At 47.3% G+C, this 25,383-nt stretch carries 26 protein-coding genes; 15 read left to right on the top strand and 11 right to left on the bottom strand.

What is annotated here, in order from left to right:
* Positions 1–39: 39 nt before the first annotated feature.
* Positions 40–984, top strand: coding sequence for an FTR1 family iron permease (locus tag LEPBO_RS0119940; RefSeq protein ID WP_026148775.1), 945 nt, complete (start codon positions 40–42; stop codon positions 982–984).
* An 86-nt stretch (positions 985–1,070) separates the two neighbouring features.
* On the opposite strand, the gene LEPBO_RS0119935 is transcribed toward LEPBO_RS0119940, so the two are convergent.
* Together LEPBO_RS0119935 and LEPBO_RS0119930 are read right to left on the bottom strand one after the other, a co-directional pair.
* Positions 1,071–2,000 carry a patatin-like phospholipase family protein gene (locus LEPBO_RS0119935; protein WP_017289335.1) on the bottom strand — a complete coding sequence of 310 codons (930 nt, stop codon included), beginning with the start codon at positions 1,998–2,000 and terminating at the stop codon, positions 1,071–1,073.
* Between the two features lie 236 nt (positions 2,001–2,236).
* The gene (locus tag LEPBO_RS0119930; RefSeq protein ID WP_017289334.1) at positions 2,237–4,534 is read right to left on the bottom strand and encodes a glycoside hydrolase family 31 protein; all 2,298 of its coding nucleotides are present in this window, start codon (positions 4,532–4,534) and stop codon (positions 2,237–2,239) included.
* A 149-nt stretch (positions 4,535–4,683) separates the two neighbouring features.
* On the opposite strand from LEPBO_RS0119930, the gene LEPBO_RS0119925 reads away from it, so the two are divergent.
* On the top strand, positions 4,684–5,184 hold the full coding sequence (locus LEPBO_RS0119925) for an orange carotenoid protein N-terminal domain-containing protein (RefSeq protein ID WP_017289333.1): 501 nt from the start codon (positions 4,684–4,686) through the stop codon (positions 5,182–5,184).
* A 78-nt stretch (positions 5,185–5,262) separates the two neighbouring features.
* On the opposite strand, the gene LEPBO_RS0119920 is transcribed toward LEPBO_RS0119925, so the two are convergent.
* The 3 genes from LEPBO_RS0119920 to LEPBO_RS0119905 all read right to left on the bottom strand — a co-directional run bounded on the left by LEPBO_RS0119920 (position 5,263) and on the right by LEPBO_RS0119905 (position 7,908).
* Positions 5,263–6,465: a sensor histidine kinase gene (locus LEPBO_RS0119920; RefSeq protein ID WP_017289332.1), complete on the bottom strand. Its 1,203-nt coding sequence runs from the start codon at positions 6,463–6,465 to the stop codon at positions 5,263–5,265.
* Positions 6,466–6,515: 50 nt separating this feature from the next.
* Entirely contained in the window at positions 6,516–7,352 is an 837-nt protein-coding gene (gene ylqF / locus LEPBO_RS0119915; protein ID WP_017289331.1) for a ribosome biogenesis GTPase YlqF, read from the bottom strand.
* Positions 7,353–7,509: 157 nt separating this feature from the next.
* Complete coding sequence (locus LEPBO_RS0119905; protein ID WP_017289329.1) at positions 7,510–7,908, bottom strand: universal stress protein; 399 nt, start codon at positions 7,906–7,908, stop codon at positions 7,510–7,512.
* A gap of 114 nt (positions 7,909–8,022) precedes the next feature.
* Between LEPBO_RS0119905 and LEPBO_RS0119900 the strand changes: the two genes are divergently transcribed.
* The 3 genes from LEPBO_RS0119900 (at position 8,023) to LEPBO_RS0119890 (ending at position 10,708) form a co-directional block, all read left to right on the top strand.
* Positions 8,023–9,228: a phosphoglycerate kinase gene (locus tag LEPBO_RS0119900; protein ID WP_017289328.1), complete on the top strand. Its 1,206-nt coding sequence runs from the start codon at positions 8,023–8,025 to the stop codon at positions 9,226–9,228.
* 69 nt (positions 9,229–9,297) lie between these two features.
* Positions 9,298–10,074, top strand: a complete 777-nt coding sequence (locus LEPBO_RS0119895; RefSeq protein WP_017289327.1) for a TrmH family RNA methyltransferase — start codon at positions 9,298–9,300, stop codon at positions 10,072–10,074.
* Between the two features lie 28 nt (positions 10,075–10,102).
* Positions 10,103–10,708, top strand: coding sequence for a Uma2 family endonuclease (locus LEPBO_RS0119890; protein WP_017289326.1), 606 nt, complete (start codon positions 10,103–10,105; stop codon positions 10,706–10,708).
* Positions 10,709–10,781: 73 nt separating this feature from the next.
* On the opposite strand, the gene LEPBO_RS40195 is transcribed toward LEPBO_RS0119890, so the two are convergent.
* Entirely contained in the window at positions 10,782–11,471 is a 690-nt protein-coding gene (locus LEPBO_RS40195) for a hypothetical protein (RefSeq protein WP_017289325.1), read from the bottom strand.
* 194 nt (positions 11,472–11,665) lie between these two features.
* Between LEPBO_RS40195 and LEPBO_RS0119880 the strand changes: the two genes are divergently transcribed.
* The gene (locus LEPBO_RS0119880) at positions 11,666–11,911 is read left to right on the top strand and encodes a hypothetical protein (RefSeq protein ID WP_017289324.1); all 246 of its coding nucleotides are present in this window, start codon (positions 11,666–11,668) and stop codon (positions 11,909–11,911) included.
* 10 nt (positions 11,912–11,921) lie between these two features.
* On the opposite strand, the gene LEPBO_RS0119875 is transcribed toward LEPBO_RS0119880, so the two are convergent.
* On the bottom strand, positions 11,922–13,514 hold the full coding sequence (locus LEPBO_RS0119875; RefSeq protein WP_017289323.1) for a DUF697 domain-containing protein: 1,593 nt from the start codon (positions 13,512–13,514) through the stop codon (positions 11,922–11,924).
* A gap of 183 nt (positions 13,515–13,697) precedes the next feature.
* Here LEPBO_RS0119875 and LEPBO_RS0119870 point away from each other — a divergent pair, with 183 nt between their 5' ends.
* Complete coding sequence (locus LEPBO_RS0119870; RefSeq protein ID WP_017289322.1) at positions 13,698–14,219, top strand: DUF937 domain-containing protein; 522 nt, start codon at positions 13,698–13,700, stop codon at positions 14,217–14,219.
* Positions 14,220–14,272: 53 nt separating this feature from the next.
* Here LEPBO_RS0119870 and LEPBO_RS0119865 read toward each other — a convergent pair whose 3' ends face one another.
* Positions 14,273–14,569 (bottom strand): RNA recognition motif domain-containing protein, encoded by a 297-nt coding sequence (locus LEPBO_RS0119865; protein ID WP_017289321.1) that lies wholly within the window; start codon positions 14,567–14,569, stop codon positions 14,273–14,275.
* Positions 14,570–15,075: 506 nt separating this feature from the next.
* Between LEPBO_RS0119865 and pstS the strand changes: the two genes are divergently transcribed.
* From pstS to pstB, 4 genes are all read left to right on the top strand, one after another.
* Positions 15,076–16,206, top strand: coding sequence for a phosphate ABC transporter substrate-binding protein PstS (gene pstS, locus LEPBO_RS0119860; RefSeq protein ID WP_036044738.1), 1,131 nt, complete (start codon positions 15,076–15,078; stop codon positions 16,204–16,206).
* Positions 16,207–16,318: 112 nt separating this feature from the next.
* The gene (gene pstC, locus LEPBO_RS0119855; RefSeq protein ID WP_017289319.1) at positions 16,319–17,275 is read left to right on the top strand and encodes a phosphate ABC transporter permease subunit PstC; all 957 of its coding nucleotides are present in this window, start codon (positions 16,319–16,321) and stop codon (positions 17,273–17,275) included.
* A 22-nt stretch (positions 17,276–17,297) separates the two neighbouring features.
* Positions 17,298–18,179 carry a phosphate ABC transporter permease PstA gene (pstA, locus tag LEPBO_RS0119850; protein ID WP_017289318.1) on the top strand — a complete coding sequence of 294 codons (882 nt, stop codon included), beginning with the start codon at positions 17,298–17,300 and terminating at the stop codon, positions 18,177–18,179.
* A gap of 46 nt (positions 18,180–18,225) precedes the next feature.
* Positions 18,226–19,032 carry a phosphate ABC transporter ATP-binding protein PstB gene (gene pstB, locus LEPBO_RS0119845; protein ID WP_017289317.1) on the top strand — a complete coding sequence of 269 codons (807 nt, stop codon included), beginning with the start codon at positions 18,226–18,228 and terminating at the stop codon, positions 19,030–19,032.
* Between the two features lie 112 nt (positions 19,033–19,144).
* Here the strand turns inward: pstB and LEPBO_RS0119840 are convergent, their stop codons facing one another.
* The 3 genes from LEPBO_RS0119840 to LEPBO_RS43375 form a co-directional block, all read right to left on the bottom strand.
* On the bottom strand, positions 19,145–20,335 hold the full coding sequence (locus LEPBO_RS0119840) for a TRC40/GET3/ArsA family transport-energizing ATPase (RefSeq protein WP_017289316.1): 1,191 nt from the start codon (positions 20,333–20,335) through the stop codon (positions 19,145–19,147).
* A gap of 215 nt (positions 20,336–20,550) precedes the next feature.
* The gene (gene ychF / locus LEPBO_RS0119835; protein ID WP_017289315.1) at positions 20,551–21,642 is read right to left on the bottom strand and encodes a redox-regulated ATPase YchF; all 1,092 of its coding nucleotides are present in this window, start codon (positions 21,640–21,642) and stop codon (positions 20,551–20,553) included.
* Positions 21,643–21,672: 30 nt separating this feature from the next.
* A complete protein-coding gene (locus tag LEPBO_RS43375; RefSeq protein ID WP_017289314.1) occupies positions 21,673–21,828 on the bottom strand; it encodes a hypothetical protein in 156 nt (51 codons plus the stop codon).
* A 151-nt stretch (positions 21,829–21,979) separates the two neighbouring features.
* On the opposite strand from LEPBO_RS43375, the gene LEPBO_RS0119825 reads away from it, so the two are divergent.
* From LEPBO_RS0119825 to LEPBO_RS0119810, 4 genes are all read left to right on the top strand, one after another.
* On the top strand, positions 21,980–22,216 hold the full coding sequence (locus LEPBO_RS0119825; RefSeq protein WP_017289313.1) for a hypothetical protein: 237 nt from the start codon (positions 21,980–21,982) through the stop codon (positions 22,214–22,216).
* Complete coding sequence (locus tag LEPBO_RS0119820) at positions 22,206–23,627, top strand: aminotransferase class I/II-fold pyridoxal phosphate-dependent enzyme (protein ID WP_017289312.1); 1,422 nt, start codon at positions 22,206–22,208, stop codon at positions 23,625–23,627. Before LEPBO_RS0119825 ends, LEPBO_RS0119820 begins: the two co-directional genes overlap by 11 nt.
* A 65-nt stretch (positions 23,628–23,692) precedes the next feature.
* Positions 23,693–24,295, top strand: a complete 603-nt coding sequence (gene cbiT / locus LEPBO_RS0119815; RefSeq protein ID WP_017289311.1) for a precorrin-6Y C5,15-methyltransferase subunit CbiT — start codon at positions 23,693–23,695, stop codon at positions 24,293–24,295.
* 164 nt (positions 24,296–24,459) lie between these two features.
* Positions 24,460–25,332, top strand: coding sequence for a phosphatidate cytidylyltransferase (locus tag LEPBO_RS0119810; RefSeq protein WP_017289310.1), 873 nt, complete (start codon positions 24,460–24,462; stop codon positions 25,330–25,332).
* Positions 25,333–25,383 lie beyond the last annotated feature (51 nt).

Genomic DNA, 25,383 nt, shown 5'->3' with positions numbered 1-25,383 from the left:
ACTCTGACTCCTAAGGATTGAATGTTATTTGGAGTGATTATGGATCTGAGTTCTGCAATCCCTACCTTTGTGATTACCCTACGTGAAGGTGTTGAAGCTGCTTTAATTGTTGGCATTGTTTTGGCATACCTGAATAAAGCGAATCGACGGAATTTGAAAGGTTGGGTTTGGGCTGGCGTTGGTGTTGGGCTGGCTGCAAGTGGAATGATTGGAGTGTTATTTGGATGGATTGTAGAACAGGCAGGCACAGCAGGAGTTTCGATCGAGCAATTTTTAGAAGCCAGTTTTAGTGTGCTTGCGATCGCTTGTTTGAGTTGGATGCTGATTTGGATGACTCGGAATGCCCGATCGCTGAAGCAGGATGTGGAAGGTGCGATCGCATCAACCATCAAACAAGATGCTCAAGCAGGTTGGGGGATCTTTGGACTGATCTTTTTTGCCGTTGTGCGAGAAGGATTTGAAACCGTTTTATTTATTGCAGGGAAGTTTCAGCAGGGAGTCGTTCCAACTCTAGGAGCATTGGCTGGTATCGGGTTTGCCACTGGTATTGGAGCACTGCTGTTTCGATATGGAGTTCGGCTAGATATCCGGAAGTTCTTTATGATTATGGGCATCTTGCTGTTGATGATTGTTTCTGGCTTGGTTGTCACAGCACTGGGACATTTTGATGCTGGCATGAACGCATTAGCTCAAGTCGATCGCAAATCGGCTTCGCTTTGTTTTTACTATGAACGATTTGCGAAACCTCAAGATCGAGATTGTGTTTTAGGTCCAATGGTGTGGAATTTCAGCAAGATCATGCCTGCTGAACAGTTTCCAGGCTCAATTTTGAGCGCATTGTTGGGGTATACCGATCGCTTGTATTTGGTTCAAGCGATCGCATATTTCGTCTTTCTAATTACAGTTGGTGGAGCCTATTTTCAATCGCTGTTAGGACGATCGCTGTTTCCTCTACGCCGTAAACCTACTAATTCATCCCAATAAATCTGATAGAGAGAACCCACCTCCAACTTGCTCCCCACTTCCCACACTCAATACACGTAACGGCTAGACTCCGAAAATTTCGATGCCTACAGAATGCTACACAGTCTCTGAATGTCATCTTGATGCTCTTTGAGCAAGGTAGCAGCTTCAGCTTTCAGGGCTGCCATGTTTTCATCGCTCACATTATCCATCTCATCTACTGCCTTATCAAGCCAGGTTTGCAGGCGGTAATAATTTCCTTCTAGTAGTAGGCTCATTTGATAGTTGGCTGCATCGCAGACTCCATCAAACACACAACTCAGCAAGGGGTTGAGCCACTCGACGATTCCCCAATCTTTTGCTTGACGGTACGGAATCGGTCGGTTTAGCTCACCTGTTCCCAAGGAAACAACCAGAAAATCTTTCTCCTCTGGGAAAATCCTTAAAGCTTCAACATACGCAGACACCGACGGCGTATTGATGAAAATGCCGCCATCAATCAGCACTCTATCTTTGTTTTCGATAGACATTTTCACAGGTGCAAAATAAGTCGGAGCCGCCGAAGTTGCACGTGCAGCATCAACCGATTTAATGGATTGATGTCCGGGTCGCCAGCTTTTTAGAAAGAGGGGTTCACGATTTTGAATATCATATGCAGTGACTACCGTTTTGGTCAGACATGAGCCGAGCCGAGCCGAGCCAAAGTAGTTTGCCAGGACTGTATCAATGCCTTCTCTGGGATATTTTTCGTCTGCTAGACCACACAGGGTAGAAACATCTTGCCACACTGATTTAGGGAAAATGTTTTTTCCTTCTTGCTCGTAGAGCTGGATCAGATCTTTGGCGGAATACTGAGGATTTCCTTGTCCGTCGTCTTGGCTCAATGCTAGAGCTAAAATTCCACCAGTTGAAGTGCCAGCAATTAAGTCAAAAATTTCTGAAGTCGGCTTGCCAATTTTTTGCTCTAATTCTGCGAGAACCAGCGCAGGAATAATTCCCCGGATTCCACCACCATCAATGCTCAGAATTTTTTTCATCTGTCCCCTGAAATCGCTGAGTTCGATTATCTAAACAATTAAGTTCAGCGTTCCCCGGTTGTACGGTTCGATCGTCAGCAGATTTTTGATTTTGAGCAGAAATGGATTTGTGTCGGTTACATAGCGACTTGAAGTAATGGTTTTGGCTTGGGTAACGATAACTCATTGCAACGCATTGCAATGAGTTTTAAGTGAGACATTGCTACTGAGTAAAAGAATTACAATTCAGCTTGTTGTTAGGTATGGGAATGAAAATTCAATTGTTTCGCACTGCCATCTTCTGAAACTGATTGTTCGCCCACTCCGACCATTTTGACCAGCATTGTGCGATCGCGAACGGCGTGACTCGGCTGAATTTTGACGATCGTATCGTTCACCTGGAAAGTAGTCGTTCGATAGTCTGGATTCAGCGATCGACCATCATCTTCGTACAGCGTAAACTCTCCTACACCTGGATAAATCCGGACTTTCAGTTGAGCGATCGGATGTTCATCCACATACTGCATGACTGGCTGCATGGGAATAATTGCTCCTGCTTTGACATACATCGGCATCCTTTCTAGTGGAGCATGAGCCAAGATATGTTGATTGCCCTCATATTTTTCACCTGTCCACCAATCAAACCAAGTTCCTTCGGGTAAGTAAACTGCTCGACACTCTACGCCAGGACGATACACAGGAGCCGCCATGAGATACGAACCGAGGAGTAATTGATCATGCAGATGGTAGGTTTTTGAATCATTCGGATATTCATAAAGCAGAGGTCGAAGGATCGGTGCGCCCGTTTGAGAAGACTGCCAAAACAAGGTGTAGAGGTAAGGAAGCAATTGATACCGAAGTTCGATATATTCGCGACAAATGGCTTCGACTCGTTCTCCAAATACCCACGGTTCATGTTGCGCAGTTGTGAGCGAAGAATGCCCGCGCATCAATGGATAAAACATTCCGATCTGCATCCATCGGGCAAAAAGTTCTCCGGTTGCATTGCCAGCAAATCCCCCAATATCCGAACCCACAAAGCTCACTCCAGAGAGTCCCAAATTCATCAGCATCGGCAATGACATTTCGAGGTGTTCCCACAGCGATTGATTGTCTCCTGTCCATACAGCCGACCAGCGCTGAATTCCAGCAAAACCAGAGCGAGTCAGCACAAACGATCGCTGATCTCGAAGCTGTCTTAATCCTTCTGCTGAAGCTCTTGCCATGTTATAGCCATACAGATTATGCGTTTCTGCGTGAGTTCCCCCTTCTCCAGGATTGCCTTGAGGCGCATCCATAGGAAAAGGAATATGGACTCCCTCATCACCGAATGGTCGATCGGTGAGCGCAGGTTCATTCATATCATTCCAAATGCCTTCGACTCCGACCTCTGTGAGAGTACGCTGCCATTCTCCCCACCATTGCCTGACTTCAGCCCGTAAGAAATCCGGAAAGACAGCTTTATCAGGCCATACATACCCATACACTAAGCTGCCATCTGCATTTCTAACAAAGCAATCTTTTGCTAAGCCTTCGTGATAGGGAAGATAGTCTCCATCTGGTTCATACTTCACGCCTGGATCAACGATCGTGACGGTTTTAAAGCCTTCTTGTTTAAGCTGTTGGATCAACTTGGCTGGATCAGGAAACCGCTTTGGACTCCAAGTAAACACTCGATATCCATTCATATAATCGATATCGAAGTGAATTACATCACAGGGGATTTTGCGCGATCGAAATTCATGCGCGATTTGCTGCACAACCTCAGCCGTTTCATAGCTCCATCGACATTGATGATAGCCAAGTGCCCATTTTGGCGGCAAAGGCATCCGTCCGGTTAAAGCGGTATACGTTTCTAAAATTTGGGCTGGAGCATCACCGTGAATCACGTAGTAGTCTAATTCTTGGCTTTGAGCTTGCATTCGCCATATTCCTGGCTCAGACGCACCTAAATCAAATTGGCTGAGGTGTGTAATGTTGAGAAAGATGCCATAGGTAAGCTGCGGACGGAGTGTGATGAAGAATGGAATAGCTTGGTACATTTCATCGTCGATCGCGTCGTAATCTAGCGCATCTTTTGTCCAATTGGTCTTGACTTCAGATCGCTTATCTAACAGTCCCGCTCTCTCTCCGAATCCATAGAAATGCTCTTCTGTTTCAATCCGCTTCCAGCAGGCAATTTGACCCATTCGCCAGCCCATGTCTGTATCATGCGCGAAGGGTTGCCCAGATTGATCAAACCATTGAATCCGACAGGGCGATCGCTGAATCACGACTCGAATTTGAGAGGTTCTAATCTCGTTTTCTTCTAGCTCAAATGGTACTTGCTCCCATTCTTCATCGGGTCGATTGACTGCCCACGATCGCCTTGGAAGAAATTCACCTTGGGGTGCAAGTTGAACTCGAACGAGGTTAGCAGCTAGAATCGTGAGCTTTAGCTTTGCTGTGCCACAAGTGAGAATTACTCCGCGATCGTGCTTTTCAATGTGATCGACGTTTCCTAAGGAAATCCAAGGCTGTCGGGTGGTCGGGAGCTTTCCAAAAACTTGAGGCATAAGTCGAAAGGCTGAAACATCGCTTTCTACAGTGCTGAGGATTCCGGGATCATGCCTCTGTCTCCAGTTAGGTTAAAACGTCTGTCTCGCGCAAGTCGAGCGAGTTTGTTCGCTTTGTTACGGTTTTGAGGTCGAATGAGAATTATTTTATGTCTTACGTGACTTCAAACACTGCTAGTGATTTAGTCGAAGCATTTCAGGGCTTAGATGCGGATACACAGCTTGCATTGTTCTATTTTATCTACAAGGAAATGGGCGGAGCGGTCACGCCTGCTGCTCCTGGAGCAAGTACTGTTTCTCCCGCGATCGCAGAAGGATTGTTTAATCAAGTCAAAGACCTGCCTCGTGAAGAACAATTAAACGTCCAGCGTGATCTGATCGCTCGTCGAAATACTCAACTGACTCGGGAATACGGTGCAGTGGGAGATACAACAAAATTGCTGTTCTGGTATCTCTTATCACAGGGAATGGACAATGGAACGATCATCCCGATGCCAGCAGATTATCAGCTTCCTCAAGAGGCACAGCAATTGCTCGATCGTGTAAAAGCAATGGAATTTGAGCAACAAATTACTTTCTTCCGGAACTATGTTGCACCGATGGGCGTTGACCCGAACGCTGTCGAACACGATTCTGAAACCGGATTGTAACTAGCTGCATTTCGGCTTCGCTTCGCCCTTCGCATGGGGTGAGCGGAGCCGAAATGCAAATCCTACAAGAGATTGAGATTAATCAATTTCTATCGGCAAAATCACCGTAAATGTTGAGCCTTCGTCGAGTTGCGATGAAAGATAAATCTGACCCTGCAACAGTTCTACTAGCCGAGCCACGATCGCTAATCCTAACCCCGTACTATCCGGCGACTTGAATGACCCAACCTGTTCAAATGGGACAAACAGACGTAACTGATCTTCTGGTGCAATGCCAATTCCAGTATCAGCAATAGAAATCGACCATCGATTATGACTGAGTTCTTGGCAGGTTAGCGTGATCGTCCCTGTCTCTGTATAGCGGACTGCATTACTCAACAGATTGGTCAGAACTTGCTGCAATCGTAGCGGATCGCTAATGACTTGTTTCGGTGCAAACTCAAGGTTGACCTTTAGCTGCAACTTGCGATTATCAACTAAGGGCTGAATCACTTTCCCCACTGCTTGCATCAACTCTGATACTTCGATCGCTTCTGGAATCACCTGCTTTTTCCCCGCTTCGTATCGTGATAGCTCTAGTGCATCATTGATTAATCGCAGTAATCTTCGCCCACCTTGCAAGACTTGCTCAATGTGATCGAGGCTGGAGAGCGAATCACGGTCACGTTTGCGGATGCCAGAGGTATCGTGCTCCTGTTTCGATTGTCTTAAAAACAGGTCAGCATATCCAATAATCGAGGTCAGCGGCGTTCTCAGTTCATGTGCCAAAGTCGCGAGGCTATTTTCATTCGATCGAGCTAATCGCTTCAATTCTGAAACCGTCAACGAAAGCTGACTTTGAACTTGCTCAAGTTCCTGTAATCGCTCATTCACATAGCTTTTAAAACACTGTGAGATCGCAGAATCAATGACAGAATCAATCACATTGACCGCTCGAAATAATTCTTCAGCCGTTCCTTTGAGCAATTCAGATCGGATACTCTCAAAAATGACTTTTCGCAGCAAATGATATTCTTGGGCGATTTCTGTCGGATCAAATCCCTGATTCGCCCGCAGCACCCCATGAGAAATACTAGCTGCCTCAACTGCTGCGGTATCATCTTCTTCAATCTGGGACAATGCTTGTGACATTGCGACTAAGACTAAATCAATGTGATCTTCGATCGCAGTTTGACTCAGACTTTCTGCGCTGGGAATTTGGCGATCGTGAGCGACAGCATCTGCCCAGTCATGCCGAATTGAATCCACTTTGTCTTTGAGTAACTGACTAAAATCCTGCATGCGAAGATTGTAGGTGAGTCGAAAAAATCCAGAGCCTATCTAGCGAAAGATTAATCTTCGGGAGGCATTTCTAATGCGATCGCGCCTAAATTGCCTTTGCGAAAATCCGTCAAAATCTGCCGCGCTGTCCGCTCTGCATCATTTTTATAGTTCGCCTCTGCCAAAGCTTTGAGATAACTTTCTCCGGTTAAATCTCCAAGTTCCAATCCATATCGGGTCTCCAATGCCGAAGACGATCTGATCAGTTCAATCAACTCTGAAGCAACTCGCTGATTGTCATACGCTGCCTCTCCAATATCATCACAGATGGCTAACTTAATTGCTGCCTCCTGATTCGTCAATTTATTCGGCAAAACTCCCGGTGCATCCAGTAGCTCAATCTGATCGGAAATTCTCACCCATCGCAATTGCCGAGTCACGCCAGCGCGCCGAGCACTTTCGACCACTCGCTTTTTCAGCAACCGATTAATCAAAGCCGACTTACCGACATTCGGGAATCCAATCACCACTGCACGAACCGGACGAGTCAACATTCCTCGATCGAGCCGTCTTTGATTCATTTTCACCCCCGCTGCCTGAGCCGCTTTGGAGATCGCTTCAATTCCTTTGCCATGCTGAGCATCTGTGAATAAAGGCTCCTCTCCGCGATCACGAAACCACTCTGTCCACTGCTCTTTAGCTTTCGGCGGGATCATATCCATCCGATTCATCACCAAAATCCGCCCTTTCTCTCCAATCCACTGATCGACCTGCGGATGATGCGTCGAAAGCGGAATCCGCGCGTCTCGAACTTCTAGCACGACATCCACGCGCTTCAACTGTTCGAGCAGCGCTTTTTCAGCTTTGGCAATATGACCGGGATACCATTGAATCGGCGGGGAAGACATAGCAAAGATCTAGAGTGACAATCCATGCTAGTACGATCGCGCTCTTATCGGTTAAACAAATGCTTCGACCTCAGCACGGATTGCGGAAATTGAGAATGAAAATTGAGCGGAGACGATTGCCCGCTTTCTCTGCAATTGCTCGACTTTTTTATCCGATTTAAGGAACGACTAAAACAGGACAAGGAGAAAGACTGATCACCCGATTCGTAACGCTATCCGATGCGCCTTCGGTCGTCAGTCCCAATCCTCGACAGCCCATGATAATGAGATCCGCCCCTATCTCATCTGCAACATCGCAAATCGTAAAGGCAGGCTTGCCCTCACGCTCGATCGCTTCTGCTTCAATTCCACTCTGAGAAAATACCGATTTTGCATTTTGCAGCAAATTCGCTACCGCTTCTGCCGAAGCCATTGCATCGGGGTGATCAGAATTTGCTTCCACCACAGATAATAAAATCAGGCGACTCTGGTGAAATTTGACAAGCTCTACAACAGTCTCGACGGCTTGACGAGAATCGCGGCTTTCATCGATTGGAAACAACACAGTTTTAAACATAATGTCCAGAATTTCTCAACTTACTTATCAGCATCGCAGAATCTTCGATCGTAGGTGACGCGATTAATGGAAAAATAAGAAATAGGTAGAAAGACTCACTTAGGAGCCAGCACTGTGCCGAAGAAAACTATTAATGATTTATCGTCCGCCGATTTACAAGGCAAGCGTGTTTTGGTTCGCGCAGATTTTAACGTACCGTTAGATGAACAAGGCAATATCACTGACGATACGAGAATTCGTGCCGCGCTGCCAACAATCAACGCTTTAACTTCCAAAGGCGCAAAAGTGATTTTGTGCAGCCATTTTGGTCGTCCGAAAAACGGTCCCGAAGATAAATATCGTCTCACCCCCGTCGGCACTCGCCTGTCAGAACTTCTGGGTAAACCCGTCGTCAAAACCAATGATTGTATTGGCGACGAAGCAACGGCAGCCGTGAATGCAATGCAGCCCGGTGATGTCGTTCTGCTCGAAAACGTTCGGTTCTACAAAGAAGAAGAAAAGAACGATCCTGCATTTGCTGAGAAATTGGCATCTGTTGCTGATCTCTATGTTAACGATGCATTCGGAACTGCGCATCGGGCGCATGCTTCGACTGAAGGGGTCACGAAGTATCTGAAGCCTTCGGTTGCAGGTTTGTTGATCGAGAAAGAGCTAGAGTATCTGCAAAGCGCGATCGAGAACCCCAAACGTCCGTTAGCAGCGATCGTCGGTGGCTCGAAAGTTTCGAGCAAAATCGGTGTCATCGAAACCCTGCTCGACAAAGTAGACAAACTGCTGATCGGTGGCGGTATGGTCTTCACCTTCTATAAAGCGCGCGGCTTGGCAGTCGGTAAGTCTTTGGTTGAAGAAGACAAATTGGAATTGGCAAAAGCCTTAGAAGCGAAAGCCAAAGAAAAAGGAGTAGATTTACTCCTCCCAACTGATGTTGTGGTTGCGGACAATTTCTCACCGGATGCAAATACCCAAACCGTCAGTGTTGACAGCATTCCTGACGGCTGGATGGGCTTAGACATTGGTCCCGATTCTGTGAAAACCTTCCAAGCCGCTTTGGAACAGTGCAAGAGCGTAATCTGGAACGGGCCGATGGGCGTATTTGAAATGGACAAATTCGCGAAAGGCACCGAAGCGATCGCACATACCCTAGCAGAATTAACTCCCAAAGGAACCTCCACGATCATCGGTGGTGGCGACTCTGTTGCAGCCGTTGAGAAAGTTGGCTTAGCGGATCAAATGAGCCACATTTCTACAGGTGGTGGTGCAAGTTTGGAACTGCTCGAAGGTAAAGAGCTTCCAGGAATTGCAGCGCTAGACGAAGCGTAAGTTTGTTGGGGAGTAGGGAGTGGGGAGATAGTATTCTAGATTCTTGCCCCCCACTCCCTACTTTCTGTCATGCTCACCAGTCTCCAAAATCCATTAGTTAAGCAACTCCGAAAGCTGCATCGCGCCAAAGAACGGCGAGAACAGCAGCTTTTTTTATTGGAAGGAACGCATTTAATTGAAGAAGCCTGTGCAGTTGGGGTGGCGCTGAATACGGTTTGCTACACCGAGCATTGGCAGCAAAATCATGAATCGCTATGGCAAAAGATTCAAGCTCGATCGAGCCGCATCGAACTGGTTTCACCTGAAGTTTTAAAAGCGATCGCAACCACCGTTGAACCCGATGGAATTGTCGCAACTGTCGATCGCTTTCACACTCAGCCCGTTCAGTTTACAAAACTCGGTCTAGTGCTCGAAACGATTCAAGACCCTGGCAATCTCGGCACAATTATTCGCACCGCAGCAGCAGCGGGAGTAGAAGGACTTTGGCTAAGTGCTGATTGTGTGGATTTAGAAAGCCCGAAAGTTTTACGATCGTCTTCTGGGCAATGGTTCCGCCTACCAATGTCTACTTCAGATCTCAGAACCGATATTCTGAAAGCAAAACAACAGGGAATGCAAGTCATTGCAACTGTTCCAAGTGCAACTCAAACGTACTGGGAAATTGATTTTACTCAGCCGAGTTTGGTCTTGATGGGGAATGAGGGAGCCGGATTGTCTGACGAATTGATTGAACTCGCAGATATTCAAGTCACTATTCCATTAGCTCCGGGAGTAGAGTCTTTGAATGTTGCGATCGCGACTGCTTTGATCCTGTACGAAGCCCGAAGACAGCAAGAAAAGATATGATATCGATCGGGAATAGAGGCAGCTTTCTATGGCATATACACCGCTCAGACTGCTCAGTTTCGAGGAATTCATTCAACAGTACGGCGATCAGTCTCGCTACGAACTGGCGAACGGAGAAATCATTGATATGGAACCAACCGGGCCTCACGAAGCTGTTGCGGGAAAAGTTGCCAGCAAAGTGAGCTTAGAAATCGATCGACAAAACTTACCGTTCTTGATCCCAAAAAGCTGTATCTTGCGTCCTTCGGGAGACGAGGCAACTGCCCGCCGTCCAGATGTGATTGTGCTAGATGAAGCTGCATTAATGAATGAACCCTACTGGCAACAAGAACCCGTGATTGTGCGAGGTGAATCGGTCAAAATGGTTGTTGAAGTTGTCAGTACCAATTGGGAAAATGACTACGCGCGAAAAGTTGAAGAATACGCGCTGATGGGCATTGCTGAATACTGGATTATCGACTTTCGTGGGCTTGGAGGCATCCGATTCATCGGTGATCCAAAACAACCTACTTTTACGGTCAATCAGCGAGTTGGGAAGCTCTACGAACCGCAGCAATTTCGCTTAGGTGAAAATATTATCTCTCCTTTGTTTCCTCATATCAATTTAAGACTGGACGATGTGTTACCTCGCTAATCAAGATCACAAAAAAGGAGGTCGATCGACCTCCTCATTCCCTTAGTTCATCCTAGATTTCTGAACGTTTCGATTAGCGTTGCGGTGTGTACCATTGAATCAAGTTGTTGACTTGACCAGAGCGACGTTGAGCATTAAACAAATCAACTGCCGTTTTGTTGTTATCAGAGTTGATCTTCACTTGAGCATCGATTCCATACTTGTTCACATCAGCATTGATGTTTGCGATATCTTTTGCAGTCCGGTTTGTATCAACCGTTGTGATAATTGCAGCAGCAGCGGCGTTGTTAGAATCGCAATCTTTCACTTTTCCAACTGCCACGGTAGAAGTACTACGATCGCTGTAAGAAGAATTGCTAGAGCGGCTGGAGTTTTGAGCAGCATTGTTCCGACCGTAAGCGCTGGAACTGCTCGACTTGCTCTCTTGGCTGCCTTGTGAACCACCTGATCCACCCACGCTGAACAATCCAAGCACACTCACCGATCCGCCACCGCCATCGTTATGCGTTTTCTTGCCCGATTGGCTGTTCGAGGCATTGCCCCAAGCCGAATTGCTGTTAGAAGCCGCAGATTGACGAGAAGAACTGTTGCGTTGAATGTTATTGCGAGTATTGTTACCGAGCGCAACATCCGCTGTACTGCACTGAATCTTGTCTGCCAATTTCCCGAACAAATCATCATTTGCACGAGCCTGCATGGGAAGTAAACCAGTAAAGAGAGTCGAAGCAAGAACCAAAGCGCTGGAGAATTGAATGAGTTTCATGATTGTTTCCTCTGATTGAGTGTGTGTTTAAGGTGTTTCATCCTCTACACTCACTCAGTAGGGACAGCGATCGAGCCTTATGCAGATTTGGCAAAAAATTATTTCCAATCGTCGGTCTTTTTTGCTCAATCGAGCCTGACTTCCTCTAAACAAGCTGCTACGATCGCTCTGTGCTGCACTGGTAAACTCCAATCATGACAACCTTGCCTAAGCCCTCTACCTTGCTTCCAAAAGGATTACAGATTCAGCAGATCAATCACCTCACTTTGTTTAAATTTACGGATGAGTTGAGCGATCGCCTACAAACTCTTCTGGATAAGAAAAAAGCCGACACCCTGAGTTCAGAAGAAATATTAGAACTAGAGGCGATCTCAGAACTCGACGAAATTTTTAGCTACATCAACGCCGTAATTGCTGCTAGGGTAAGCGAGCGTTTCTGAATCTACTTATCTATTTCCAATCGTCGATCGTTTCTTCTCGATCGAGCAAAACTTCCTCATACTCTGGCATTCTCAACTCTTCAAGCGGTTCTTCTCTCATCTCAAGCTGTAAGGGGCGAACCACTCGCATCACCGCCTCTTGCATAAAGGCTTTGATAAATTCATCGCGCCGATTTAACTGAAACTGTCGCTGCACGACTTCTGTTACACCGCCATCTCCCCAATCTTGATCATTGCGGAAGTACTCAATAAAAGCTCTACCTGCAATTCGCGTCAAGTAAGCCGCACTCACCCCTTGAATCGCTCGACCGAGTAAAAATCCGCCGATGCTTACTTGCAATGCTGTACTCACAAGCTCGATCGCACCTTTCACAATTCCCAATCCAACCATCGTTTTTGCTAACGACAAAGCCATCTCTTTCGCCTGCTCTGTCGAGATCTCACAGCCATAAATCCGACCAATCTCAACAATCATTTGAGCATTGACTGCAGCCGTTGCTAGTAAATCCACACCGGGAATCGCAGTAACAGCAATTACGCCTGCGCCAATCCATTGATATCGATCGACCAGTTTTTCTGCCTGTCTGCGCCGCTGCTGATCAATTAATCGCCGCGCCTCTTCTCCCAAGCGCTGAGATTGAATCAAGATATTTTCGGCAAGTAAATCCTCACCTTCGGTTCGTAAAATCTCCGCGACTCGCTCAATCAACATCATGACTTCTGGATCAGGCTGTAACCATTCGCCCTCTTCAGTTTGCATCATCGGCGGATTCGCTGCGATCGCCACAACATCTTCAACCCTTACAACGCCCCGAACCCGCTCTCTTAACCGAGCTAAAATCGCGTCTAAATCCTCTTGCGTGTATAAATCTGCTTTGTTGAGAACCACGATCGATCGCTTGCCAATTTCTGCTAAGCCTTTCAATGGGTCATACTCCGACTGGCGCAAATCATTATCCAGCACAAATAGTAAAAGATCCGCCTCAGTTGCATAACGCCGTGCCAAAGTTTCGCGATCAGTTCCCGCAACTCCAGCTTCGAGAATTCCAGGAGTGTCAATGAGAATCACTTCTCGATCGACTCCCTTTACCTTTAATCGATACGTTGCACTCACATCAGTTGTCCCCATCGGTGCGCCGACTTCACCCACAATTTGCCCCATCAATGCATTGACGAGTGAAGTTTTACCCGACGAACCTGTGCCAAATACAACAACCTTCAACTCCCCTCGCGCTAAATTCTGCTCGATCTCTTTCGATCGCAGAATCAATTCACGCCGCGCCACTTCATCTTGAATCTGCGCCATCTGCTGCCGCACAGCCTGGAGATTCTCCTGCGCCGCCTCGGATTTGACCGCTGAAACTCTCGGCAGCGATCGCCGTTGTTTTTTCCGCTTTGCCTGCTTTGGCAACCAGAAAAAATAATACGCAAACGCTGCAATCAGCCCAACCAGCAAAATCATCACCAACCCAATCAGCGCATTTGCCAGCAACGGATTCCCGATCGCCCAAGTTAACTGAGTCAGCGAACTGACAAGCCAAATGATCAATCCCAAAATGACAGAAACGCCGACAATCAGTGTTACCAGTCGAGATAAAGGCATAGCGTTGGTCAAAACGTGAGGGGCAACCTTTATTCTGACGAATATTCTGATGAATTTTGCCAATTCAATGATTCTGAAGCAATCCTAACGATACAGAACCACCTCTTGATTTCCTCAGACAAATTTTTTATCGTCAAAAAGTTCGTGCGCTTTCAAAATAGAAACGCTTCAAGGAAAAACCTTATGAGTCTATTTGATCAAATCATCAGTGCAGTTGCGAATCCGCAGCAACAAGGTTCAACCGACCAGCTTGGCAATATTCTAGGCATTGCTCAGCAAGTGGCTGGCAATCAAGGTATCGATTCTGGCGCAACTCAAGCGGTCATGTCGCTCCTCGGCGGACATGTTCGTTCCTCGCTACAAAACCAAGGAAACGACCAAGCTTACTCGCTGGTCAACCAATTTGCTGGACTCGGCAACAATCCCCAAGCGGTGAATGCAATCTTTCCTGGCTCCATGCAGCAGCAAGTCGCCGAAAGCATCTCACAACATACAGGCATCGACTCCAATTTGATAATGTCGATGCTGCCAGTACTGGTGCCGCTCGTTCTCAACATGCTAAAAAGTGGAGCGCCCGCACAACAGCAGAGCGCTCAGTCGGGTAATCCCGTCCTGAATGCTTTTCTAGATGCCGATCGCGATGGCGATGTTGATATTGGCGACATGATGGGGATGGCTGGTCAATTTCTCAGCCAACGCGGGTAGAAACGCGAAAGCGGACTGTATCACGTGAATTCAGTCCGCTTTGGGTCTCAAGATTAATAATTATTTCTAGCGCCGCGTGGACCGCCTCCAGCCGCACCTGCACGAGGCTCACGCGGTTTCGCTTTATTGACTTTTAGCTCGCGACCCAACCACTCTGCGCCGTCCAGTTCAGCGATCGCGGCATCTTCTTGAGCATCATCTGCCATCTCGACAAAGGCAAATCCACGTTTTCTACCTGTCTCGCGGTCTGTCGGAAGGCTAACTCGGCTGACTTCGCCGTATTCTGCAAACACTTCCTTCAGATCTTCTTCAGTTGCCTGAAAAGACAAGTTTCCAATGTAAATAGTCACGTTACTCTCCAAACCATTCGTGTGAGGGGCAAAGTCGGTGATTGTCAATTCAGCAGGAATCGATATCCTCTCCCCCAAATCGCGATCGCCAAACTTTCGTTGTTAGAGTATTATACCTGACCCTCTCTAGAATGAGAAGCACAAGACCTGCCATTCGTCTACCTGTAAAAATAGGAATTTTTATCAAGTCGATAAACAGAGTCGTTAATTCTTATGCTAGAGAAGGCAACGAACTATTTCTAGATGTAATTTGCTCTGAGAAACTTGTCTCAGAAAGTTGACAAAACGTTACAATATTAGAGAACCTTGAAAAAGAGTCAGTGCTAGTTCGCTGAATCTAGAGTGATCGAGTTTATATGTTGTGGTGAATCTTAGCGATCCTTTGCAAGAAGAGCCACTTCTGTCTGTAACGCAGGCAACATAAGATTGGTTTAAGAGTAGAAAATTTCTGCCCTTAATCTTGTCTTAAATCTATAGGTGTACTCTGTGGGAGATACCTATAAATCATGTTGCCCTGCGTTTTATTTATGGCATTTTCTCACCGAAAACTTCATTTGGGAGTGTCGATGACCTCCCTCGCTGCTCTGATCATGGGACTCGCGGCATGTGCGCCTCAGACAGCGAATACTCCTCCTCAAGGTGCAACAGGCAATGCTCCGGCTGCACCCGCCGCTGCTCCGGGAGGTGCAACTTCAATTAATGGTGCTGGCGCGAGTGCGCCCAGCTTGCTCTACCAGCGTTGGTTCCAAGAGTACAACAAGAAAAATCCAGGCGTTCAGATTAGCTACGATTCGGTCGGAAGTGGTGCAGGGGTGAAACGCTTCATTGATCAAACGGTCGATTTTGGCGCTTCGGATGATCCACTCAAAGACGAAGATCGCTCGAAAGTTCCTAGCGATCGGGGTAAAGCGGTACAAGTTCCATCGACGGGTCTGTTTATTGTGATGGGCTACAATGCACCGGGTTTGACCGATCTAAAACTGACTCGTGAAGCTCTGTGTGGCATTGTCGATGGTTCGATCAAATCCTGGGATGACCCCAAGATCAAGGCAAACAATCCATCCGCACCAAGCCAGCCTTTGACCTTTGTTCACCGTTCTGATGGCAGTGGAACGACCGCAATTTTTACCAATCACATTAAAGCAGCTTGCCCTAACTGGAAAGCAGGAGCAGGCAAATCTGTAGAGTGGCCGACTGGAACGGGCGGGAAAGGAAACGAGGGAGTCACGGCTCAAATTCAGCAAACCGCAGGAGCGATCGGCTATATCGAGTATTCCTTTGCTAAGGAAAATAACATTGCGACTGCAAGCTTACAGAATAAAGCAGGTGAATTTATTGCTCCAACCCCTGAATCGGCAGCGAAAGCATTCGTTGGGGCTACAGTTCCCGCTGATTTTGCGATGAAGGTTCCTGATCCAGAGGGCAAAGAGGCTTACCCGATCGCAGGCTTGACTTACTTGCTGTTGTACGAAAATCCCAAGGATCCAGCGAAAGCGAAAGCATTCAATGAATTCGTTAAATGGGCGTACAGCGATGGCAAAGCATTTGCAACAGAGCTAGGATTCATTCCTCTGCCAGAGGATTTATCGACAAAAGCTGCGGCTGCATTAGAGACAGTGAAGGTCGCAGGGAAATAAGATGAAGTTAGGGGAGCATATAGAAAAATTGCTCCCCGGCTGATTCCCGTCCCAATCCCGTGATATTGTTGCATCACTTTTTGTTGTATTACTTTCTCTGAATAGGTTTTTTATGGCTTCGCCTGCTGATCGATCTTCGCGCATGTCTTGGAAACGCTCAGATGCGTCCCGATGGATTGACGATGGCTTTGTTTGGTTGACGGCTGCTTTTGCGCTCGGGATTGGCATCCTGCTGTTGACGATCGCAGGTCGAGTCGGAACGGATGCATTTCCAGCCATTCAGAAATTTGGATTCGGGTTTCTCACGACTAGTCGTTGGAGCGTGAATGATGAAGTGTTTGGAGCGCTAACTCAAATTTATGGAACGCTAATCACCTCGTTTCTAGCGCTGCTCCTAGCGGTTCCGGTGGGAATTGGAGTCGCGTTATTTCTGAGTGAAGACTTTTTGCCGCCGCGGGTCAAACAACCGATCGTGTTTATGGTGGAATTGCTGGCGGCGATTCCCAGTGTGGTGTACGGATTGTGGGGTATCTTCGTGTTGATCCCCGTTCTGCGCCCGTTCGGAATTTGGTTAAATGCAGCTTTTGGTTGGATTCCCATTTTTAGTACAGCTCCTGCGGGACCTGGAATTTATGCAGCAGGCATTATTTTGGCAATTATGATTTTGCCGATTATTGCTGCGATTTCCCGAGATGCCTTGGTCGCCGTTCCGTCTGAATTACGCCAAGCTGCGTATGGATTAGGAGCAACTCGATGGGAGACAATATTCAGGGTTTTACTGCCAGCTGCCTTTTCGGGCATTGTGGGTGGAATTATGCTGGCGCTGGGTCGTGCCATGGGCGAGACAATGGCAGTCACCATGGTGATCGGAAACGTCGATTCGATCCGAACTTTCTCGATTTTGTCGCAAGGCTCAACGGTTGCTTCTTTGCTCGCGAACCAGTTTGCTGAGGCAAGTGGACTGCAGGTTGCCTCGCTGATGTATGCGGCACTGATTCTCTTTATCTTGACGCTGATTGTGAACGTGCTAGCCGAGTGGATTGTTCGCCGCTTTAGCATGAAGCTCTAGGCAGATTTAGGACTCTCACTATATGACTTCTCCAGAATTTTCAACTTCATCTGCCGCAAGAAGCTTAAAGCGATCGCCAACTTCCCCGCGAACGCTATTTTCTTCAGGAATGACCGTTCTCGCCTTTGCGTGTGCCGGACTTGCCTTGATTCCGCTAGCAGCGGTCATGATTTATGTCTTGGCAAATGGTTTGTCGCGACTCACGCCTTCTGTCTTTCTGGAGCTTCCCCCTGCACCAGGGCTAGCTGGCGGTGGATTTGGGAATGCGTTTGTCGGAACGTTGTTGACGGTCGGCATTGCCTCATTGATGGCAATTCCTTTCGGGATTGTTGGTGCCATTTATCTTTCGGAATTTGGGCGCGATACGAAGTTTGCAGAAACGGTCAACTTCTTGACCAACGTTTTGAGTGGAGTGCCCTCGATCGTGATTGGGGCATTTGCTTATGCGCTTGTGGTGCTGCGAACTGGAACCTTTTCTGCTGTAGCTGGCGGCTTTGCTTTAGCAGTATTGATGCTGCCAACCATTGTTAGAACCTCTGCTGAAGCCTTAGAGTCGGTTCCAAATGAATACCGTCAGGCTGCAATTGGGTTAGGATCGACAAAGATGCAGACAACGCTCAAAATTGTTTTACCTGCTGCAATTCCAGCGATCGTGACTGGAATTATGCTTGCGGTAGCGCGTGCCGCAGGAGAAACGGCTCCAGTGCTGTTTACGGCTTCCTTTAATCGATTTTGGAATACAACCTTGTGGCAGCCGACAGCAACGATGTCGCGTTTGGTGTTTGACTTTGCCACATCGCCTTTCAAGGCTCAACAAGAGCTAGCTTGGGCAGGTTCTCTCGTCTTGGTTGCACTCGTGTTAATCACGAGTATCCTGTCTCGGATGGTAATCAAACGTCGCTAAGTGCCGATTTGCAACGCATTCAACTTTATTTCCTTATATAAACGGTATGACTTCCAGAACTCAAGACGCTCGCACAACCGAATCAGTCTTTCGCACGCAAGATGTGAACATCTATTATGGGAATTTCTTGGCGGTGCGCGATGTGTCGATCGAGATTGCCAAAAACGCAGTCACTGCGTTTATCGGTCCTTCGGGATGCGGTAAAAGTACGGTACTGCGTTGCTTCAATCGCCTGAACGATTTGATCAAGTCATTCCATCTGGATGGCAAGATGTACTACCACGACCAAGATCTGTATGCGAAGGATATTGATCCGGTCGAGGTGCGCCGACGGATTGGGATGGTGTTCCAGAAGCCGAATCCATTTCCGAAGTCGATTTATGACAACGTTGCGTTTGGACCTCGCTTGTTAGGCTTCAAAGGCGATATGGATGAGTTGGTCGAGCGATCGCTCAAGCAGGCTGCACTCTGGGACGATGTGAAAGATAAGCTAAAAGCGTACGGAACCGATCTGTCTGGTGGTCAACAGCAACGGCTTTGTATCGCGCGTGCGGTTGCGGTGCAGCCGGATGTCATTCTGATGGATGAACCCTGTTCGGCACTTGACCCAATTTCGACGCTGAAGGTTGAGGATCTGCTGCAAGAGTTGAAAGAGAAATATACGATCGTGATCGTGACTCATAACATGCAGCAGGCTTCTCGTGCGTCAGACTACACGGCATTTTTCAATGTGGAAGCGAATGCGAAGGGGCATAGAACAGGCTACATTGTGGAATACGATCGCACAGAAAGAATCTTCCAAAACCCCCAAGAACAAGCAACTCAAGCTTATGTAAGCGGTCGTTTCGGTTAATCCTTCGTCTAGCCGTCAAACTCAAAAAGAACTCCAAGTTGTTAGAAAAACTGGAGTTCTTTTTGATTTAGAGTTCAACTGCGGAGTGGTTAGAAGATGAAAGCAGTATGTCTCAAGCTCTTGCGGGATCGCTAAATCGAATTTTGAGATAGTCCTCTTCCATTTTTGCTCCAGACGGCTGCAGGGCTGCTAACGCTTGCGGCAACACCAAATTGCGCCGATGATTCCCGATGCGTACATTCAGTTCATCGCCTGTTTTGCTCAGTTCAATCTGAGATTTCTCGATCCCTGGCAAATAAAGCTCCAAGCTGTACTGGTTCTGCTCTTGAACAACTCGCAAGGTCGTTTCTTTGTAGTAAACCTGTGACGGATCTTCGTTGTTGGGATACAGCGTTTCTTTTAAGCGATCGAGCGCCTCTAATCCACACATTTCTTGCGAATATAACGGGACTTCCTTAATCGGCAAGGGCGTAAAATTCGAGTGAATCTCTTCGCGATATTGTTTTTGGTTCTCTTTCCACTGTTGGAAAAAGGGATCAGTCACTGATTCAGGAATAATCCGGTTTGCCACAACTAAATCCGTCGCAACGTTGTACAAACTCAAATAGGCATGAGCACGCAGCGATTCTTTAATCACCATTTTTTCGGGATTCATCACTAATCGCACCGTGGTCTGAGTGGGATCAGTGAGCACTTTTTCTAACGCTTCAATCTGCTCGTAAAACTCATAGGGCGCATCCATCACCTCTTTGTCCGGCAAGGAAAAGCCAGCGATCGGGCGAAAAATCGGCTCAACCAGAGGACGTAACGCGACCGAAATGCCCTGAAACGGTTTGTAAAACTTCCGCATATACCAACCGCCAACTTCCGGCAAACTCAGCAATCGCAATGCTGTTCCCGTCGGAGCCGAGTCAATAATCAGCACATCAAATTCGCCTTCGTCATAGTGCCGCTTCATCCGCACTAATCCAAAGATCTCATCCATTCCCGGCAAAATCGCCAACTCTTCTGCCTGAACGCCTTCTAAACCGCGCGCCTGCAAGACTTGGGTGATATAGCGTTTGACCGCTCCCCAATTGCCCTCTAATTCCATCAGCGCGTCGAGTTCTGCTCCCCAGAGATTTGGGCGAACTTGTTTTGGCTCATGTCCCAACTCCAGATCAAAGCTATCGGCGAGAGAGTGTGCTGGATCAGTACTCAATACTAAAGTCCGGTATCCCAATTCGGCACAGCGAAGTCCTGTTGCTGCTGCGACCGAAGTTTTACCGACTCCGCCCTTCCCTGTCATCAGAATTACGCGCATTTAATCGAGTCCTGTCTGAGAATTTCTTTACATTCTTTTACTTAATTCTAGCGTCGATCGACAGTTTCTCCGAACTAAAAACCCCCGATCAAATAATTGATCGAGGGCAAATTCAAGGCAGTTCTTTGAGGGGTGGCGTAGAAGTTCCCGCAAAAACCTTATGTACGTGATTATACAGTGGTGTTAGCGCAAATACGTAACCGTATTTACAGAAACTACACATTAAATCGGAACAGCATCACATCGCCTTCTTGGACGGTGTATTCCTTGCCCTCACTACGAACTAGCCCTTTCTCTTTAGCAGCATTCATCGAACCGAGTTCGACTAAATCTTTATATGCCACTGTTTCTGCTCGAATAAATCCCCGTTCAAAGTCAGTATGAATTACACCTGCGGCTTGGGGAGCGAGCATACCAGCGCGAATTGTCCAAGCGCGGGTCTCTTTAGGCCCGGTTGTAAAGTAAGTCTGTAGTCCAAGCAATGCATAAGTTGCGCGGATTAACGATTTCAATCCGCCTTCTTCAACGCCTAACGAGGCAAGAAAGTCAGCGCGATCTTCTTCAGGCAGTTCGATGAGTTCAGATTCGACTTGTGCCGAAATGACAACGACTTGAGCATTCTCTTGGGCTGCAAGTTTCCGCACTTGTTCAACCCATTCATTTCCGGTGGCTAAATCATCTTCCGAAACGTTACAGGCATAGATGACAGGCTTACGCGAGAGCAATCCTAGCGGTTTGATAATTAGTTCTTCTTCCTCATTCAGAACCACTTGACGAGCCGATTTTCCCTCGTTCAAGGCAGCACTTAGCCGTTCTAGAATTTCGACTTCTTGTTGGGCTTCATTACTGGTACGAGCTTGTTTGCGACTGCGCTCGATTCTACGATCGATTTGATCTAAATCCGCTAGTCCCAATTCTAAGTTGATCACTTCGACATCTCGTGCTGGATCAACTGAGCCAGAGACGTGAATAATGTCATCGTCATCGAAACAGCGGACGACATGCACGATCGCATCGACTTCGCGGATATTTGCCAAAAACTTATTTCCCAAGCCTTCACCCTGAGATGCACCTTTGACGAGTCCCGCAATGTCTACAAACTCAACGCGGGCTGGAATAATTTCTTCTGATTTTGAGATGTCAGAGAGAACTTTCAAGCGATCGTCTGGCACAGCGACCGTCCCGACATTGGGTTCGATCGTACAAAAGGGATAGTTGGCGGCTTGGGCTTTTGCATTGGCAACGACCGCATTAAATAAGGTTGATTTTCCAACGTTGGGCAGTCCAACAATCCCGGCTCTTAACATGTTTGTGTGTGAAATAAAAGGATAAATCGGTTACGACGGAGTCGGAACAGGGTCAGGCATCGGCTCCGGTTCAGTTCCAGGAACAGGTTCCGGAGTCGGATCAGGTATCGGTGCGGGGATCGGACTCGGTTCTGGAGTCGGATTTGGCAACGGCGATGGAACCGGATTCGGCGGCGAATAAACCATAAGATATCCTAACGATAATTTGGCTTCTCTAACCTAGAAAGTCAGAAATCAAGATTCATCTGTCATTCGGTCAGCGTTTGAGGGTGGAGTCAGATCACGATCGATTGGTGAACAGATTTATAATGTCCAGTGTCCTTCTTCATGAAGCGCAGTGCAGCAGTCTCAAACCGAAACGCAGCTAAACATTCAGGTTCCTGAGAAAATTCGGCAGGCGCTGGAAGCCTATGCGACTGCAAATCAATTTCCGATCGAACTCGTGATTGAGATGGCGTTAGCTCAATTCCTGGATATTGATGCGGTGACGTTTGACGATTGCAATCCCGTCATGAGTCCTGGACAACTGCGCGAAGAACTTGAAATGCTCAAGCGTCACAAGAATGCAGTTTGATCGACTCCCATTACTCGAAATCTTGGCAGAGTGTGCTGAAAGCCAAAATGCTGCGTTTCATACACCGGGGCATAAGCGTGGTCAGGGGAGTTTCAAGGCATTTCAGCAACTCGTTGGCGATCGCACATTACAAGCCGATTTGCCCGAATTGCCGGAACTCGATAATTTATTTGCGCCTCAAGGTGCGATCGCGCAAGCTCAAACTTTAGCTGCCCAAACTTTTGGGGCTGGGCAAACCTGGTTTCTTGCCAATGGCTCAACTGCGGGCATCATTGCGGCGATTCTGGCAACCTGCAATCCAGGCGATAAAATTCTTCTGCCTCGAAATGTGCATCAGTCGGCAATTTCTGGCTTGATCTTGTCGGGTGCGATGCCGATTTTTTTACAGCCTGAATATGATGCAAATCTAGACATCGCGCACAGTGTTACACCTGAAACAGTTGCGATCGCACTTCAAACTCATCCTGATGTCAAAGCGATTCTTATCGTTTATCCAACCTATTACGGGGTCTGTGCGGAGATTCAAGCGATCGCAAATCTTGCCCATGCTGCGGGAATTCCGCTTTTAGTGGATGAAGCACATGGCGCACATTTCGCCTTTCATCCTGATTTGCCTATTTCAGCCCTATCAGCAGGCGCAGATCTAACAGTGCAATCAACGCATAAAACGCTCTCTGCACTCACTCAAGCCTCGATGCTGCATGTTCAGGGAGAGCGCATTGATCGAGATCGGATTGCTCGATCAATGCAACTCGTTCAATCCACGAGTCCAAATTATTTACTCTTAGCTTCTCTGGATGCGGCACGGGCACAGATGGCAATTGAAGGAAAAGAGTTGATGGCAAGAACTTTAGAGCTTGCCGATCAAGCTCGATCGAGTATTGCAGAAATTCCAAATCTTTCAGTTTTTCAGCCCCCAGAACCATTTCAATTCGATCGAACTCGTCTGACTGTTACCGTTTCTCAACTCGGAATCGATGGATTTACAGCAGACGAAATCCTCCACCAAAATCTGGGTGTAACGGCTGAATTACCCTCGCTTCAGCATTTGACTTTTATCATCAGTTTAGGAAATACAGAAACGGACATCGATCAATTAGTGCAAGCCTTGAAACAGCTTCCTTCTGGGTCATTTTCGCCGATGCAAATTTCTGAGTTTGATTTGCCTGAAACGGTCATGTCTCCGCGAGAAGCGTTCTTTGCAGGATCAGAAACAGTTGAAACTCATCTGGCAATCGATCGCGTCAGTGCTGAATTGATTTGTCCTTACCCGCCTGGCATTCCAGTCTTGCTACCAGGAGAGCGAATTACAAAAGGCGCGATCGCGTCTCTCAAAGCAGTCCTTGCAGCAGGCGGATTTATTAGCGGCTGTAGCGATTCCTCTCTCAATACGTTAAAAGTCTTACGCTAGATTTCGATTTCTGAATCACGATTCCTGAATCACAATAAGGTTAAGCCTCTTGCCTCGCGTTTATTATGTCTTCTCCTCTCTGGTCTTATGTGACTCCCGGTATTCCTGATGAGTTATTTGAAAACTTACCTGGAATTCCCATGAGCCAGCGTGAAATTCGACTGCTCATGCTGTGTCAGCTTCGGCTCAAATCAAATTCAGTCTTGTGGGACATTGGAGCCGGAACCGGAACGATTCCGGTCGAAGCGGGATTACTTTGTCCTCAAGGGCAAATTATCGCGATCGAGCGCGATGAAGATGTTGCTAATCTCATCCAGCGCAACTGCGATCGCTTCGGCGTAAAAAACGTCAAAGTCATCGAGGGCAGTGCGCCCGACTGTCTGAAAACGCTGAAGCAAATGCCCGATCGAGTCTGTATTGAAGGCACAAAATCCATCAAAGAAACCCTTAGCGAAGTCTGGAAACACCTCAAACCTCAAGGTCGAATCGTCGCTACTGCTGCAAATTTAGAAAACCTCTATAAAATTTCAGAAAGTTTCGCTGAACTTCACGCCCGCAATATTGAAGTTGTCCAATCCGCAATCAATCGCCTGGAAACCCGTGGTACAAGCCAATCTTTCGTCGGAGTTGATCCAATTTTTGTATTGAGCGGCGAAAAACTTGAATAAAAAATTCCACATCCTGGACACGTCACTCTGATAAAGTGATCCAAATGACTCTTAACCTTCTTAACCAAAATCTTATCCAGTCCCAGATTCAGGAGTGTGCCAGATCAGTTGACTTAAGAAGGGACAGTTAGACCAAGTTCTTGTCGTGAACGCTAAACAGTCTTATGCCTTGGTCTCGCATCTTTAGTGGAATTGTAGCGATCGTGATCGCGTTGGTGATGTTTCTGCTGGGCGGCTGGTATTTCACCGCTTTTTTTGGCGTCATCATTTATCTGGGGCAGCTAGAATACTTCGAGCTTGTCCGCGCCAAAGGCATCGCTCCTGCTGGAAAAACAACACTCGTTGTCACTCAGATCCTATTGTTCATCTCAAATCTCAATCCTTCGCTTGCCGATGCCATCTTTCCGGTAGCCGGAACGTTGATTTGCTTCTACCTACTATTTCAGCCAAAATTCGCCACGATCGCGGATATCTCCGCTTCGATCATGGGACTCTTCTACGTAGGATATCTGCCCAGTTTTTGGATTCGATTGCGATCGCTTGGACAAGCCGATCTCAGCAATCTTCCACTGGACGGGTTCTGGATTTTGTCCTGGCAGGGGTTTGAGAACTTACCTCAAGGCTTAACCCACACCCTACTCGCTTTCGTTTGTATGTGGGCAGCAGATATCGGAGCCTACACCGTGGGTCGTTGGATTGGTAGAACTCGCTTATCGGATATCAGCCCGAAGAAAACGGTTGAAGGCGCAGTGTTTGGAGTTTCTGCCAGTGTTGCTGTAGCAGTTATTGGCTCTTGGTATCTCGATTGGTCAGGATGGCCAATTACCGGAGTTATTTTCGGCTTGTTGATTGGAATCGCTAGTCTACTCGGAGATTTAACCGAGTCGATGATGAAACGTGATGCAGGCGTAAAAGATTCAGGGCAACTGATTCCAGGACATGGCGGAATTCTCGATCGCGCAGATAGCTACGTCTTTACAGCACCGCTCGTCTATTATTTCGTCACCTTAGTTTTGCCGCTGCTTCCTAAGACTTGATGCTCAATCGTGCTCAGCCCTGTCGTTCATCACAATCAGTCTGATAGGGGG

Source organism: Leptolyngbya boryana PCC 6306, assembly GCF_000353285.1.
In the GTDB taxonomy this organism is placed as follows: Bacteria; Cyanobacteriota; Cyanobacteriia; order Leptolyngbyales; family Leptolyngbyaceae; genus Leptolyngbya; species Leptolyngbya boryana.
Note: the sequence above shows the minus strand (reverse complement) of the source record. Positions and strands in the feature narration are given on the sequence as shown.